The sequence below is a fragment of the Aeromicrobium sp. HA genome, from assembly GCF_027171405.1.
GTDB classification, from domain to species: Bacteria; Actinomycetota; Actinomycetes; order Propionibacteriales; family Nocardioidaceae; genus Aeromicrobium; species Aeromicrobium tamlense.
On the sequence record NZ_CP114372.1, the window covers coordinates 3,129,286 to 3,143,961 of the forward strand.

Sequence of the window (14,676 nt, forward strand, 5' to 3'; positions counted from 1 at the left end):
TCAAGCACCGGAAAAAGGGTGGATACCGCTACACATCTGGCTCGCGCGGAGCGTGAGCGGGCGTCAGCCGAGGGTGGGGATGAGGCCCTCGAGGTAGTCCACGGTGTCCTGCCAGCCCTCGACCGCGTGGCAGTCGACGCCGAGCGCGAGCACCGGGTAGTCGTTGCCCTCGGGGTCGAGGCGGTCGCCCACGAAGAGCATGGCGTCCAGGCCGATGCCGGTGGCGTCGGCCAGCTGCCGCATCCCGTAGGCCTTGTCGATGCCACGGTGGGTGATGTCCACCGAGGTCGAGCCGCCCGAGCGCACCTCGAGGTCGGGCAGCACGGCCGCCACGGCGTCGCGCAGGGCGCCCTTCTTGCGACCGTCGGGGTCCCACGCCATCTTCGCGTCGATGGGCGCCTTCTGGCCCAGCGCCGAGAACGTGATCTGCGAGCCGCGGTCCTCCAGGATGTCGCCCCACGTCTGCGACTCCCACAGGCCGAGCCGCCTCGCCTCCTGCTCGACGGCGGCGAGGGCGCGGTCGCGCTCGTCCTCGGTCAGCCGGTGGGCGTAGACGGTGACGATCTCCTCGCCGCGCAGCCGGTAGTACTGCGTGCCGCACGTGGGCAGCAGGTGGATCCGCTCGAGGACCTCGGCGGGCGCCGGCGGCAGCTGCTCGACGACCTGCTTGCGGAACTGCTCCAGCTGGCCGCCGGAGATGATCGCCACCTCGACCCGCTCGGCGAGCCGGATCAGCAGCTCGCCGATGGGCGCGGGGATCGCGCACTTCGACGGGGCGAGCGTGTCGTCGAGATCGAACGCGACGAGTCGGGGTCCGGACACGCGAGGGAGTCTACTGTTGAGTACATGCGCCGTCTGCACAACATGACCCAGGCGTACGACTGGGGCTCCACGAGCGACATTCCGCGTTTCCTGGGGCGGACGGTGTCCGGCGAGCCGGTCGCCGAGATGTGGCTCGGCACCCACCCGCTGGCCCCCTCGCAGGTCGAGACGGCCGAGGGTTTGCGACCGCTGTCCGACATCGCCGGCGAGGTCCCGTTCATGCTGAAGATCCTCGCGGCCGAGCAGCCGCTGTCGATCCAGGTGCACCCCGGGCAGGCCGAGGCGCGTGAGGGGTTCGCGCGCGAGGAGGCCGCGGGCGTCCCGCTCGACTCCCCGCAGCGCGTGTTCAAGGACCCGAACCACAAGCCCGAGATGGTCTACGCGCTCAGCACGTTCGACACCCTCGTCGGCTTCCGGCCCACCGCCGAGATCCTGCGCGTGTTCGCCCAGCTGGACACTCCCACGATCAACGCCGCCTCGGCGACCCTGCGCGCCAAGACGGGCTTCAAGGGGATCGTTCGCGTCCTGGAGAACCTGCTGATCGCTCCCCCGCCGCCGGCGGAGATCGCCCAGGTCGTCATCCAGTGCAAGGCGCTCGTCCACGACGGCGTCGACATCAAGCGGGCCTACAGCACCGCCGCGATGATCGCCCGCCACCACCCCGACGACGTCGGCATCGTGGTGTCGCTGCTGCTCAACCGCTTCACGCTGCAGCCGGGCGAGGCGATGTTCCTGGGCACCGGCGTCATCCACGCGCACCTGTCGGGCCTGTGCCTGGAGGCCATGGCGAACTCCGACAACGTCATGCGCGCGGGCCTCACCCGCAAGGCGCTCGACCCCGAGGGCCTGATCCGCTGCCTCGAGGCCGGCATGGCCCGCGTCGCGCGCGTCGAGCCGGGCTACCCGTCGTTCTCGACCGAGGTCTACCACCCCGAGGTCGAGGAGTTCGCGCTCGCGGTCACGCAGGTGTCGCCGGCCGACCCCGACGGCGTCTCGATCATCGCGGCGAGCCACTCGATCGTCATGTGCATCGGCGGCGCGGTGCAGCTGCTCAACGCGCAGGGCGAGAAGATGGCGCTCAGCCGCGGCGAGACGGTCTACACCGACGCGGAGGACGGCGACCTGACCCTCGTGGGCACCGGCGAGGTCGCACAGATCTACCTGCCCGGGCCGGGCACGCCCGACTCCGAGCTCAAGGACCTGGTGGGCCACCGGCCCGTGCGCGCGATCCCCTGACCGCCCATACCGAGATGTGCTCCATCTTCGACCTTTCACGCCGTTCCAAACGTCGAAGATGGAGCAGATCTCGGTCAGCGCAGGGCCACCTGCAGCAGCAGGGCGGCGGCCGGCAGCGCGAGCGAGGCGGCGAGCAGCAAGGGCGCCTTGCCGTCGCGCAGGACCAGGGCCTGCTCCGGCAGGCGTCGTGACCTCAGGTGCAGGGGCACGAAGAGCACGAGCATCAGCACCGCCGCGACGGACGCGAGCACGAACGTCCACGCCCGGTCGCCCTCCAGCGCGATCCGCGCCGTCACCACGAACATCACCACGAGGCTGAGCAGCGTGCGCTGCCAGGCCAGGACCGTGCGCTCGGTGGGCTCGCGGTGCTCGGTCACGACCCGAAGCCCCGGATGACCGCCACGTCGATCAGGAACAGCGCGACCGCGAGGACGAGGAAGGCCGCGAGCACGAGGTAGGGCCCGCCACCGGGGAGGGACGTGTCCGTGCGCAGCGCGCGCTCGGTGCGCGCCCAGCTCAGCCACGAGCCGACGGCGCCCCACAGCGCACCGGCGGCGAGCAGCACGACGATCACGTCCCGGACCCACGGCGTGAGCGCGAGGTCGAGCACCTCGAGCGCCAGGGCGAGCGCGAACAAGGCCCCCGACGTACGGATCCAGGCCAGGAACGTGCGCTCGTTCGCCAGCGTGAACCGCGGGTCGGGGTCCGAGCCCGCCCCGTAGACCTGCTGCGGCCATCGCGCCATCGTCGCCTCCTAGAGCAGGTCGTCGCGGTCGAGTCCGGGCAGCTGCGCGACGATCTCCTTCACGCGCTGCGACTGCGCGAGGTCGAGCACGAGCACGGCGTCGTCGGTCTGGACGACGGCCACGTTCCGCAGGCCGAGCACGGCGATCTGCACGCCGTCCTGCCCGCGGGCCACGCCGTCGGCGTCGACCCAGAGCACGTCGGGCGAGGACCCGAGCGGCGCGATCGAGGCGAAGTCGCCGAGGTCGTCCCAGCCGAAGGTGGCGGGCACCACGGCCATCCCGCCCTCGGCAGCGACGGGCTCGGCCACGGCGTGGTCGATCGCGATCGTGGTGAGGGTGGGCCAGGTGCGCTCCAGCTCGGCGACGAACGCCGGGCTGCCCCACGCGGCCGCGATGGCGCGCAGGCCCGCCGCGAGGTCGGGCTGGAAGCGCGCGAGCGAGTCGAGCAGCACCGAGGCGCGCGCGACGAACATCCCGGCGTTCCACACGAAGTCGCCCGAGGCCAGGTAGCCGCGCGCGGTCTCCTCGTCGGGCTTCTCGACGAACGTGCGCACGGCGCGTGCCGACGCGAAGTCCTCGAGCGGCTCGCCCGCGGCGATGTAGCCGAACGCCGTGGACGGCTCGGTCGGCTCGATGCCGATCGTGACGACGTAGCCCTGCTCGGCCACCGCGATCGCCTCGCGCACGGCGTCGGCGAACCGGTCGGGGTCGGGGATGCGGTGGTCGGCGGCGAACGAGCCCACGACCGCGTCGGGATCGGCGCGCTCGATGATCGCGGCGGCCAGGCCGATGGCGGGCATCGAGTCGCGCGGCGACGGCTCGAGCAGCAGGTTCACCAGCTCGGGCAGCTGGGCCGCGATGGCGCCGGCGTGGGCCGCTCCGGACACCACGTGCACGTGCTCCGGCGAGGCGAGCGGGAGCATCCGGTCCCACGTCTGCTGGATCAGCGTGCGCCCGGTCCCCTCGAGGTCGAGCAGGAACTTCGGGCGCGCCTTCCGCGACAGCGGCCACAGTCGCGTCCCGGCCCCGCCGGCGGGAATGATGGCGTGGAAGGTGGACACGGCCGTCACTGTAGTGGTCCGCCGCGCCCCTCGCGGTCGGTCGACTCCCCCGATCCCGGCCATACTGGGTGCCGTGTCCCGCCTGACCGCTCGTGAGCTGATCGACCTCGTCCTCGACCCCGACTCGTGGGAGTCGTGGGACGAGCCCGTGGACCACACCGTGCACCCCGAGCCGTACCGCACCGATCTGCTGGCCGCCGCCGAGCGTGCCGGCACCGACGAGTCGGTGATCACCGGGCGCGCCCTGATGCGCGGCCGGCCCGTCGCGGTGCTCGTCAACGAGTTCAAGTTCCTCGCCGGCTCGATCGGGCAGGTGGCCGCCGAGCGCATCGTGCGCGCGGTGCGCCGCGCCACCGCCGAGGGCATCCCCGTGCTGGCCACCACCGCCTCGGGCGGCACGCGCATGCAGGAGGGCACGCCCGCGTTCGTCCGGATGGTCGACATCTCGCGCGCCCTCATGGACCACAAGGCCGCCGGCCTGCCGTACCTGATCTACCTGCGCCACCCCACGACCGGCGGCGTCTTCGCGTCGTGGGGCTCGCTGGGCCACATCACGATCGCCGAGCCGGGCGCCCTCATCGGCTTCCTCGGCCCCAAGGTCTACGAGCTGCTCAACGGCGCGCCGTTCCCGCCCGGCATCCAGACCTCGGACAACCTCGCGAACCGCGGCATCATCGACGCCGTCGTCATGCCCGAGGAGCTGCCGTTCATGGTCGACACGGCGCTGTCGATCCTCATCGACCCGCCCGGCGAGTCCAGCCGCGAGCGACGACCCGCGGCCACCGAGCGCCGCCACGACGCGTGGGACTCGGTCCTGCTGACCCGCACGCCCGACCGTCCCGGCGTCCGCGAGGTGCTGCGCTGGGGCACCGACGAGATCATCCGGCTCCAGGGCACCGAGCGCGGCGAGCGCGACGCCGCGATGATCGTCGCCCTGGCCCGCATCGACGGCGAGCCGTGCATCGTGATCGGCCAGGACCGCACCACCCAGAGCCGGATCAAGCCGATGGGCCCCGCGGCCCTGCGCGAGGCGCGCCGCGGCATGAAGCTGGCGAACGAGCTGGGCCTGCCGCTCGTGTCGTTCATCGACACCCCGGGCGCCGAGCTCTCGCCCGACGCCGAGCAGGGCGCCATCGCCGGGGAGATCGCCCGCTGCATCAGCTCGATGTCGACGATGCGGGTGCCCTCGGTGTCGGTGCTGCTGGGCCAGGGCTGCGGCGGCGGGGCGCTCGCGCTGCTGCCCGCCTCGCGCACGATCGCCGCAGAGAACTCGTGGCTGTCGCCGCTGCCGCCCGAGGGCGCCAGCGCGATCGTCTTCGGCGACGTCGACCATGCCGCCCAGCTGGCCACCGAGCAGCGGATCAGCGCGTTCGACCTGTACGAGTCGGGCGCGGTGCACCACCTGGTGCCCGAGCCGGAGGGCGACGATCCCGAGGCCTTCGCCCGCGCCCTCGCGGCCGAGGTCGCCCACCACCTGCGAGAGCTGCGAGGACGCCCATGACCCTGCTGGACCTGGCCGAGTCCGCCCACGAGGCCGACGGCGTCGCCCCGTTCAACGAGGCCACCACGATCGCGCTGCGCGACGGCAGCCCGCTGCGGCTGGAGCGCTACGACGAGGTCGTCGGGGCGGTCGCGGTCGGTGACGCGCCCGTCGAGTTCGTCGTGCACCCGCGCTACCGGCGCCAGGGCCGCGGGCGAGCCCTCGTCGACGACCTCGTCGAGCGCGGCGAGACCCGGTTCTGGGCGCACGGCGACCTGCCCGGCGCGCAGGCGCTCGCCGCCGCCGCGGGCCTGCACGCCGAGCGCACGCTGCTCGTCCTGACCACGGCCGAGGCGGTCGTGCCCGAGGTCGTGACGCCGGCCGGCGTCACGCTGCGCTCCTTCCGCGAGGAGGACGCCGACGCGATCGTCGCGGTCAACGGGCGCGCGTTCGCCTCGCACCCCGAGCAGGGCGCGATGGATCGTGCCGACTTCGACCGCCGCCGCGCGCAGGAGTGGTTCGATCCCGCGGGACTGTTCGTGGCCGAGCGCGACGATGAGGTCGTCGGCTTCCACTGGACCAAGGTCGAGGACGGCGTGGGCGAGGTCTACGTCGTGGGCGTCGACCCCGCGGCGCACGGCGGCGGACTGGGCAAGGCGCTCACCGCGATCGGCCTGCGCCACCTGTGGAGCCGGGGCGTGTCCGCGATCGACCTCTACGTCGAGGGCGACAACGACCCGGCCCTGGCCGTCTACCGCGGCCTCGGGTTCACCGAGAAGGCGCGCGACGTCCTCTACGCCGCGCGCGCCTGACTCAGACCAGACCGCGCTGCAGCTCGGCCGCGAAGCGGCGCACCGCCGCAGGCGCGGCCCTGCCGAACCCGACCATCGTGGCGAAGCCGTGGATGAGTCCCGGCTCGCGCACGAGCGAGACGCCGACCCCGGCCTCGCGGAGCGCCTCGGCGTACGCCTCGCCCTCGTCGCGCAGCGGGTCGAACGCCGCGGTCACCACGTGGGCCGGCGGCAGGTCGTGCAGGTCGCCGCGGATCGGCGAGATCCGCGGGTCGGTGCGGTCCTCGTCGCGCACGAGGTACGCGCCGGTGAACTCCTCCATGAGGTCCTCGGTCAGGAAGTAGCCGCGGCCGAAGTCGCGCCGACTCTGGCGGATCGTCGTGAAGTCGGTGACGGGGTAGACCAGCAGCTGGAAGCGCGGCACGGGTCCGCCGGAGCGCACCATCTCCTGCGCCACCACGGTGGCGAGGTTGCCGCCGGCGCTGTCGCCGCCCACCGCGATCCGGTCGGCGTCGATCGCCAGCGCGGAGGCGTTCTCGCACACCCAGGTCCACGCGGCGACGCAGTCCTGGACCGCCGACGGGAACGGATGCTCGGGCGCCAGCCGGTAGTCGACCGCGACGACGCGCACCATCGCCTGCTCCGCCACGAACCGGCACAGGGCGTCGTGGCTCTCGAGGTCGCCGAGCGTGAAGCCGCCGCCGTGAAGCCAGACGAGGGCCGGCGACGGGCCGACCAGGTCGCGCGGCGTGTAGAACCGCAGCCGGATCGGGCCGGCGGGACCGGCGATCTGGCGCTCGGTCACGGCACCGATCGACTGGGTGCCGCCGAGCAGGCGGTCGGCGCGGGCGAGGTCGCGACGCTGGCGGCTGATGGGCGTCGAGGCCGGGTCGGGGGCCTCCAGCCGCATGAGCGCCAGCAGCGCCTGCATGTCGGGGTGCAGCACCTGGTCGCCGTGGCGCCGTGGCGCCCCGAACATGGCCCGCTTCACGGGTCGGGGAGCCGCGCCGACGGCGGCGACGGCGGCCCTGCGAACCCGTCCTGACACGCTCATGGACGCGAACGTAGCAGCCTCACGCGTCACTTCTGTGACACAAAGCGCGCAATTGCTTGCCGGATGGCGCATCATGGAGAGGACGACACCACGTCTCGTACACGACGAGAGGAAAGTCGATGGGCACTGCGAAAGCGTTCAAGGTCGACCAGAGCGAGCCTCAGCCCAACCTGGCCGCGCCCCTGGGCGAGACCCCGGTGGCACGCCCCGGGTTCCGCCGCTCCATGTCCCTGCTCGTCCTGCTCTCGATCCCCCTGTGGGCGCTCCTCGCCGGTGGCGCCTACCTGGTGGTGCGGGCGCTCGGCTGAGTTCACCTGCTCTTCACCTGACCGTGGCAGGGTGAGTCCATGGAGACCACCGACCTGACGGTCCCTGAGCCCCTCGCCTCGTCCCCCGACGAGTTCGACGTCGATCCGCCCTACGACGCCACCGACGGTGCGCTGCCCGACGACCGCTTCCTCGACCGCGAGCTGTCGTGGATCGCGTTCAACGCCCGCGTGCTGGAGCTCGCCGAGGTCGAGACGCTCCCACTGCTGGAGCGAGCCCGGTTCCTGGCCATCTTCGGCAGCAACCTCGACGAGTTCTTCATGGTGCGCATCGCCGGCCTGAAGCGGCGCATCGCCGCCGGCGTGGCGGTGCCCTCGGCCAGCGGCCTCAACCCACGCGACGTGCTCAGCTCGAGCCTGCAGGCCAGTCGCGTGCTGATGGAGCGCCAGGCCAACCTCCTGCACGACGCGATCATGCCCGCGCTGACCGACGAGGGGATCTGCCTGCTGCGCTGGCACGAGCTCACCGACGAGGAGCGCGGCACGATCACCGAGTTCTACCACCATCGCGTGTTCCCGGTCCTGACGCCGCTGGCGGTCGACCCTGCGCACCCGTTCCCCTACATCTCCGGCCTCTCGCTGAACATCGCGCTGGTCATGCGCAATCCGCGCACCGGCAAGGAGCACTTCGCCCGCGTGAAGGTGCCGCCGGTCATCCAGCGTTGGATCAAGGCCTCCGACGGCCGCTACGTGGCGCTCGAGGACGTCATCGCGGCGAACCTCGACAGCCTCTTCCCGGGCATGGAGATCATCGACCAGCACACGTTCCGCGTCACCCGCAACGAGGACCTCGAGGTCGAGGAGGACGACGCCGAGAACCTGCTGAAGGCCCTCGAGAAGGAGCTGCTGCGGCGCCGCTTCGGCCCGCCCGTGCGGCTCGAGGTCGACGAGACCATGTCCGACGCCGTGCTGGAGCTGCTGGTCAGCGAGCTGGGCGTCTCGGACGAGGAGGTCTTCCGCCTGCGGGGTCCGCTCGACCTGCGCAGCCTCAACGAGATCGCCGACAACGATCGCCCCGACCTGAAGTTCCCGCCGTTCGTGCCCGGCACCCACGAGCACCTGGCCGAGGTCGAGACCGCGAGCCCCGCCGACATGTTCAGCGCGCTGCGCAAGCGCGACGTGCTGGTGCACCACCCCTACGACTCGTTCGCCACGAGCGTGCAGCGCTTCATCGAGCAGGCCGCGGCAGACCCGCACGTGCTCGCGATCAAGCAGACGCTCTACCGCACGTCGGGCGACTCGCCGATCATCGACTCGCTCGTCGACGCCGCCCGCTCGGGCAAGCAGGTGCTGGTCCTCGTGGAGATCAAGGCGCGCTTCGACGAGCAGGCGAACATCCGCTGGGCCCGCAAGCTCGAGCGCGCCGGCTGCCACGTCGTCTACGGCCTCGTGGGGCTCAAGACGCACTGCAAGCTGGCGTTGGTGATCCGCGACGAGCCCGACGGGCTGCGCCGCTACGCCCACATCGGCACCGGCAACTACAACCCGAAGACCGCGCGGCACTACGAGGACTTCGGCCTGCTGACCTCCAACCGCGAGATCACGCACGACCTCACCGAGCTCTTCAACAGCCTCTCGGGCTTCGCGGTCTCCAGCGACTACGACTCGCTGCTGGTCGCCCCGCGCGAGCTGCGCTCGGGCCTCATCGAGCGGATCGACGGCGAGATCGACAAGCAGCGCGCCGGCAAGCCGGCGCACATCGCGATCAAGCTGAACTCGCTCGTGGACGAGGCGATCATCGACAAGCTCTACGAGGCGTCCCGCGCGGGCGTCGGGGTCGACCTCATCATCCGCGGCATCTGCGCGCTGCGACCCGGCGTGCCGGGCCTGTCCGAGAACATCCGGGTGCGCAGCATCCTGGGCCGCTTCCTCGAGCACAGCCGGGTGTTCGTCTTCGGCGCCGGCGACGACCGCGAGGTGTGGATCGGCTCGTCCGACCTCATGCACCGCAACCTCGACCGTCGCGTCGAGGTGCTCGTGCGGGTGCCTTCGGCCGCCCACGGCGACCAGCTGGCCGACCTCCTCGACACGATGGCGTCCGACGAGACGCTCTCGTGGCACCTGGGCGCCGACGGCGCCTGGACCAGGGTGCCCGGGGCGAACGTCCAGGAGATGCTCATCGACCGGGCACGCTCTCGTCGGTCCCGGGCCTGAGGGCGCACACTGTCACCATGGCGAGCAAGGTCATCACCGCCGCGGGCGGCATCGTGTGGCGCAAGGCCGGCCCGAAGGGATCCGGCGGCCTCGAGGTGCTGCTCGTGCACCGCCCCGGCTACGACGACTGGACCTTCCCCAAGGGCAAGACCGATCCCGACGAGCCGCTGCCCGTCACGGCCGTGCGCGAGATCGCCGAGGAGACCGGCTACCGGGTGCGCCTCGTGCACCCGCTGCCCGAGGTGACCTACCGCGTCCGCGGCGGGCTCAAGCAGGTCGCCTACTGGATCGCCCGCCCCGTCGACGACGAGACCGACTTCCGTCCCAACCGCGAGGTCGACCAGGTGCGCTGGCTCTCGCCCCGCGCCGCGCGCAAGAAGCTGACCTACGAGCACGACCGCCGCCTGCTGGAGGCCTTCGAGGACCTCGTGGCGCGCAAGTCGCACAAGGCGCGCACGCTCGTGGTGCTGCGACACGCGAAGGCGGTCGGGCGCGATGCGTGGGACGGCGGCGACCTCGACCGGCCGCTCGCCCCCGCCGGTCACGACCGGGCCAAGGAGCTCGTCCCGGTGCTCACCGCGTTCGGCGCCCGGCGCATCGTCAGCAGCCCCGTCACCCGCACCGTGCAGACCGTGGACCCCTACGTCGGCGCCACCGACGAGCTGCTCGAGCTCGACGACCGGCTCGTCGAGGGCGCCTCGGCCGCGAAGGTCGAGCGGGCCGTCGAGGGACTCCTCGGCACGAAGCGCCCCACGGTCGCCTGCACACACCGCCCGACGCTGCGCGACGTCTACACGGCCCTGGGCATCGACGGTCCGGTGCTGTCGCCCGGGCACGCCCTGGTGATCCACCACCGCAAGGGACGGGTGCTGGCGTCCGAGCTGGTGTGACGGGCCGGAACGCCGTCGCGCACACCCAGCCTTCCGCCTGAGTTCACCTGTCGTTCACCCTCGCCGCAGGTTCGATACACCTGCGATTCCTAGCGTGACGGTGTTCGAGGCGATCGCCTCACACACACGCTCCATGAGAGGGAACACAGTGAACCGCAAGTCCATGCGCACCCTGGCCGCCACCGCGGCGGGTTCCGCGCTGTTGTTCAGCCTGTCCGCCTGCGGCGCCGCCAACGAGAGCGCCTCGGCCGACGACTCCTCCGAGAGCTCGCTCAGCGGCACCCTCAACGGCGCCGGCGCGAGCTCGCAGCAGTCCGCCGTCAACGCGTGGAAGCAGGGCTTCCAGACCGCCAACGCGGATGTCACCGTCAACTACGACGCCATCGGCTCCGGCGGCGGTCGTGAGCAGTTCATCGCGGGCGGCGTCTCCTTCGCCGGCTCCGACGCCTTCCTCGACGACGAGGAGGTGGCGGCCGCCAAGGACCGCTGCGGCTCCGACGTCGTGACCGTCCCGGTCTACGTCAGCCCCGTCGCGGTCGTCTACAACCTGGACGGCGTCGACGACCTGCAGCTCTCGCCGCAGACCATCGGCGCGATCTTCGCGGGCGACGTCACGAAGTGGAACGACAAGGCCATCGCGGCGGACAACCCTGACGCCGAGCTGCCCGACTCGACCATCACGCCCGTCCACCGCGGCGACGCCTCGGGCACCACCGAGAACTTCACCGCCTACCTGGACGCCGCCTCCGAGGGCTCCTGGACGCACGGTGAGGTCGAGGAGTGGCCGGTCAAGGGTGGCGAGGCCGCCCAGCAGACCTCCGGCGTGATCCAGGCCGTCTCCGGCGGCCAGGGCACGATCGGCTACGCCGACGCCAGCCAGGCCGGCGAGCTGAGCACCGTCGCGGTCAAGGTCGGCGAGGAGTTCGTCGCGCCGACCCCCGAGGCCGCCGCCAAGGTCCTCGACGCCGCCACGCAGGTCGAGGGCCGCGCCGCCACCGACCTCGCCCTGGAGATCGACCGCAAGACCGAGGCCGCGGGCGTCTACCCGATCGTCCTGGTCTCGTACCAGATCGCCTGCCAGAAGTACGAGGACGCCACCGAGGCCGAGCTCGTCAAGGAGTGGCTGACCTACGTCGCCGGCTCCGAGGGCCAGAACGCCTCCGCCGAGGCCGCCGGCTCGGCCCCGCTCTCGGACGACTTCGCCGCCAAGGTCAAGACGGCCATCGACACGATCGGCTGATGCGCTTGGTCCGGGCGAGGGCCGCACCCCTCGCCCGGGTCATGCGCAGCAGACGAACTCCGACAAGGACACACGTGAGCACTTCCACCGAACCGCGAGCGGCCACCCGCCCCGGGGACCGCGTCTTCCGCGGCATCTCCCTCGGGGCGGCCGTCGTCATCCTGGCGACGCTCGCCGGCGTGGCGATCTTCCTGACCGCCGAGGGCATCCCCGGCATCACCGCCTCCCCCGACGAGGTCAAGAGCGGCGAGGGCTTCCTGCAGTACGTCGGACCCCTGGTCTTCGGCACGCTGTGGGCGGCCACGATCGCGCTCGTCATCGCGACCCCCGTCGCGATCGGCGTCGCGCTGTTCATCTCGCACTACGCGCCGCGCCGCCTGGCCCAGCCGATCGGCTACCTCATCGACCTGCTGGCCGCCGTGCCCAGCGTCGTCTACGGCACGTGGGGCATCATCACGCTGTCGTCGGCGATCCAGCCGCTGTACGTCTGGCTCGAGGAGAACCTCGGCTTCATCCCGCTGTTCGCCGGGCCCGCCTCGGCCACGGGGCGCACGATCCTGACCGCCGCCCTCGTGCTCGCGATCATGGTGCTGCCGATCATGACGGCGATCTGCCGCGAGATCTTCCTGCAGACCCCGCGCCTGCACGAGGAGGCCGCGCTCGCCCTCGGCGCCACGCGCTGGGAGATGACGAAGATGGCCGTCTTCCCCTACGCCCGCTCGGGCATGGTCTCGGCGGCGATGCTGGCCCTGGGCCGCGCGCTCGGCGAGACGATGGCCGTCGCGATGGTGCTGAGCGCCTCGGGCGTCGTCACCTTCAACGTCATCAGCTCGGGCAACCCCAACACGATCGCCGCGAACATCGCGCAGTCGTTCCCCGAGGCCAGCGGCCTCACGGTCAACGCGCTGATCGCGACCGGCCTGGTGCTGTTCATCATCACCTTCGCGGTCAACTTCGCCGCCCGCGCCATCGTCGCCCGCAACAAGGAATTCTCCGGAGCGAACTGACATGACCACGACCCTCACCCCTCCCCCGCAGCAGGACGACCTCGCGGACTCCCTGCGCACGCGCAGCCTGCCCGCGGCGGCACCGCGGGCCATCCACGTGCTCGCCGTCGTCCTCGTCGTCGCCGGCCTCTTCACCGACCTGCGCCTCGCCGTCCTGGGCTACGCGCTCGCCTGGTTCGTCCCGCTCTGGTCGCGCCTCGTCGAGGGCCGCCGCAAGGCCGTCGACCGGCTCGTGACCCTGCTCGTGGCGTCCGCCTTCGGCCTCGCGCTCATCCCGCTCGGCAGCATCATGTGGAGCGTGCTCGAGAAGGGCCTGCCGGTCCTGAGCTCGGAGTTCTTCACCTACTCGATGCGCAACGTGGTCGGCGAGGGCGGCGGCATCTACCACGCGATCGTCGGCACCCTGCTGATCACCGCGGGCGCCACCGTCATCTCGGTGCCGATCGGCCTCTTCACGGCGATCTACCTCATCGAGTACGGCGATGACAGCCGCCTGTCGACGTGGATCCGCTTCCTCGTCGACGTCATGACGGGCATCCCGTCGATCGTCGCCGGCCTGTTCGCCTACGCGCTGTTCGTGGTGTTCTTCGGCGACGGCGTGCGCATGGGCATCGGCGGCGCGGTCGCGCTGTCGGTGCTGATGATCCCGGTCGTCGTCCGCTCCTGCGAGGAGATGCTCAAGCTCGTCCCGAACGAGCTGCGCGAGGCGTCCTACGCGCTGGGCGTGCCGAAGTGGCGCACGATCGTCAAGGTCGTGCTGCCCACCGCCCTCGCCGGCATCGTCACCGGCATCACGCTGGCCATCGCCCGCGTGATCGGCGAGACCGCTCCGCTGCTGGTGATCGCCGGCGCGACCGACTCGGTCAACTTCAACCTGTTCGACGGGCGTATGGCGACCCTGCCCGTCTTCACCTACTCCTCCATCATGCAGCCCGGCGTGCCGCCGGAGCCGAGCATCGAGCGCGCCTGGGGCGCCGCTCTCGTGCTGCTGATCATCGTGATGCTGCTGAACCTCGTCGCCCGCCTCGTCTCCCACTTCTTCTCGCCCCAGGGCGAGCGCTGAACCACCCGGAAGGAAACCCCATGGCCAAGAGCATCGACGTCTCGGACCTGAACATCTACTACGGCGACTTCCTCGCCGTCGAGGGCGTGAACATCGCCGTCCCCGCCCGCGCGGTCACCGCGTTCATCGGCCCCTCGGGCTGCGGCAAGTCCACGTTCCTGCGGTCGCTGAACCGCATGCACGAGGTCATCCGCGGCGCCCGCGTGGAGGGCAAGGTACTGGTCGACGGCCAGGACCTCTACGCCTCGGAAATGGACCCGGTGAACGTCCGCCGCAAGATCGGCATGGTGTTCCAGCGGCCCAACCCGTTCCCGACGATGTCCATCTCGGAGAACGTGCTCGCGGGCCAGCGACTCAACAGCAAGCGGATGAAGAAGTCCGAGGCCGACGACATCGTGGAGCGCTCGCTGCGCCGCGCCGGGCTCTGGGCCGAGGTCAAGGACCGCCTCGACCGACCCGGCTCGGGCCTCTCCGGCGGTCAGCAGCAGCGCCTGTGCATCGCGCGCGCGGTGGCCGTGGAGCCCGAGGTGCTGCTCATGGACGAGCCCTGCTCGGCGCTCGACCCGATCTCCACGAGCGTCATCGAGGACCTCATCCACGAGCTCAAGAACGACTACACGATCGTGATCGTCACCCACAACATGCAGCAGGCCGCCCGCGTCTCGGACCAGACGGCCTTCTTCAACCTCGCGGGCGTCGGCCAGCCCGGCCGCCTCGTCGAGCTGGGCCCGACCGAGAAGATGTTCGCCAACCCCGACGACCCGGCCACCGAGGCCTACATCCAGGGTCGGTTCGGCTGAGCGACC

The 14,676-nt window shown here is 71.5% G+C and carries 15 protein-coding genes; 10 read left to right on the forward strand and 5 right to left on the reverse strand.

The features are described from left to right. Nucleotides 1–63: 63 nt before the first annotated feature. Nucleotides 64–822 carry an HAD-IIB family hydrolase gene (locus tag O3S82_RS15515; protein ID WP_269304014.1) on the reverse strand — a complete coding sequence of 253 codons (759 nt, stop codon included), beginning with the start codon at nucleotides 820–822 and terminating at the stop codon, nucleotides 64–66. Nucleotides 823–846: 24 nt separating this feature from the next. On the opposite strand from O3S82_RS15515, the gene manA reads away from it, so the two are divergent. After that, entirely contained in the window at nucleotides 847–2,058 is a 1,212-nt protein-coding gene (gene manA / locus O3S82_RS15520) for a mannose-6-phosphate isomerase, class I (protein WP_179427806.1), read from the forward strand. Nucleotides 2,059–2,132: 74 nt separating this feature from the next. On the opposite strand, the gene O3S82_RS15525 is transcribed toward manA, so the two are convergent. The 3 genes from O3S82_RS15525 to O3S82_RS15535 are packed head-to-tail and all read right to left on the reverse strand — an operon-like array spanning nucleotide 2,133 to nucleotide 3,865. Continuing rightward, entirely contained in the window at nucleotides 2,133–2,435 is a 303-nt protein-coding gene (locus tag O3S82_RS15525) for a DUF202 domain-containing protein (protein ID WP_179427804.1), read from the reverse strand. Then, the gene (locus O3S82_RS15530; protein WP_269304017.1) at nucleotides 2,432–2,803 is read right to left on the reverse strand and encodes a YidH family protein; all 372 of its coding nucleotides are present in this window, start codon (nucleotides 2,801–2,803) and stop codon (nucleotides 2,432–2,434) included. The genes O3S82_RS15525 and O3S82_RS15530 overlap by 4 nt, the downstream gene beginning before the upstream one ends. A 9-nt stretch (nucleotides 2,804–2,812) precedes the next feature. After that, on the reverse strand, nucleotides 2,813–3,865 hold the full coding sequence (locus O3S82_RS15535; protein ID WP_269304019.1) for a mannose-1-phosphate guanylyltransferase: 1,053 nt from the start codon (nucleotides 3,863–3,865) through the stop codon (nucleotides 2,813–2,815). 73 nt (nucleotides 3,866–3,938) lie between these two features. Here O3S82_RS15535 and O3S82_RS15540 point away from each other — a divergent pair, with 73 nt between their 5' ends. Beyond that, nucleotides 3,939–5,366 carry a carboxyl transferase domain-containing protein gene (locus tag O3S82_RS15540; protein WP_269304021.1) on the forward strand — a complete coding sequence of 476 codons (1,428 nt, stop codon included), beginning with the start codon at nucleotides 3,939–3,941 and terminating at the stop codon, nucleotides 5,364–5,366. After that, complete coding sequence (mshD, locus tag O3S82_RS15545) at nucleotides 5,363–6,157, forward strand: mycothiol synthase (protein ID WP_269304023.1); 795 nt, start codon at nucleotides 5,363–5,365, stop codon at nucleotides 6,155–6,157. The genes O3S82_RS15540 and mshD overlap by 4 nt, the downstream gene beginning before the upstream one ends. A 1-nt stretch (nucleotide 6,158) precedes the next feature. Here the strand turns inward: mshD and O3S82_RS15550 are convergent, their stop codons facing one another. Further along, nucleotides 6,159–7,190: an alpha/beta hydrolase gene (locus O3S82_RS15550; RefSeq protein ID WP_269304025.1), complete on the reverse strand. Its 1,032-nt coding sequence runs from the start codon at nucleotides 7,188–7,190 to the stop codon at nucleotides 6,159–6,161. A 119-nt stretch (nucleotides 7,191–7,309) separates the two neighbouring features. Between O3S82_RS15550 and O3S82_RS15555 the strand changes: the two genes are divergently transcribed. The 7 genes from O3S82_RS15555 to pstB all read left to right on the forward strand — a co-directional run bounded on the left by O3S82_RS15555 (nucleotide 7,310) and on the right by pstB (nucleotide 14,670). Next, nucleotides 7,310–7,498: a hypothetical protein gene (locus O3S82_RS15555; protein ID WP_179427794.1), complete on the forward strand. Its 189-nt coding sequence runs from the start codon at nucleotides 7,310–7,312 to the stop codon at nucleotides 7,496–7,498. Nucleotides 7,499–7,537: 39 nt separating this feature from the next. Then, nucleotides 7,538–9,670, forward strand: coding sequence for an RNA degradosome polyphosphate kinase (locus O3S82_RS15560; protein ID WP_269304027.1), 2,133 nt, complete (start codon nucleotides 7,538–7,540; stop codon nucleotides 9,668–9,670). Nucleotides 9,671–9,687: 17 nt separating this feature from the next. Further along, the gene (locus O3S82_RS15565) at nucleotides 9,688–10,560 is read left to right on the forward strand and encodes an NUDIX hydrolase (protein WP_269304029.1); all 873 of its coding nucleotides are present in this window, start codon (nucleotides 9,688–9,690) and stop codon (nucleotides 10,558–10,560) included. 133 nt (nucleotides 10,561–10,693) lie between these two features. Continuing rightward, nucleotides 10,694–11,800, forward strand: a complete 1,107-nt coding sequence (gene pstS / locus O3S82_RS15570; protein ID WP_179427791.1) for a phosphate ABC transporter substrate-binding protein PstS — start codon at nucleotides 10,694–10,696, stop codon at nucleotides 11,798–11,800. 74 nt (nucleotides 11,801–11,874) lie between these two features. Further along, nucleotides 11,875–12,807 carry a phosphate ABC transporter permease subunit PstC gene (gene pstC, locus O3S82_RS15575; protein WP_269304030.1) on the forward strand — a complete coding sequence of 311 codons (933 nt, stop codon included), beginning with the start codon at nucleotides 11,875–11,877 and terminating at the stop codon, nucleotides 12,805–12,807. Between the two features lies 1 nt (nucleotide 12,808). After that, on the forward strand, nucleotides 12,809–13,870 hold the full coding sequence (gene pstA, locus O3S82_RS15580; RefSeq protein ID WP_269304032.1) for a phosphate ABC transporter permease PstA: 1,062 nt from the start codon (nucleotides 12,809–12,811) through the stop codon (nucleotides 13,868–13,870). 20 nt (nucleotides 13,871–13,890) lie between these two features. Beyond that, complete coding sequence (pstB, locus tag O3S82_RS15585; RefSeq protein WP_269304034.1) at nucleotides 13,891–14,670, forward strand: phosphate ABC transporter ATP-binding protein PstB; 780 nt, start codon at nucleotides 13,891–13,893, stop codon at nucleotides 14,668–14,670. The last annotated feature ends 6 nt before the right edge of the window (nucleotides 14,671–14,676 follow it).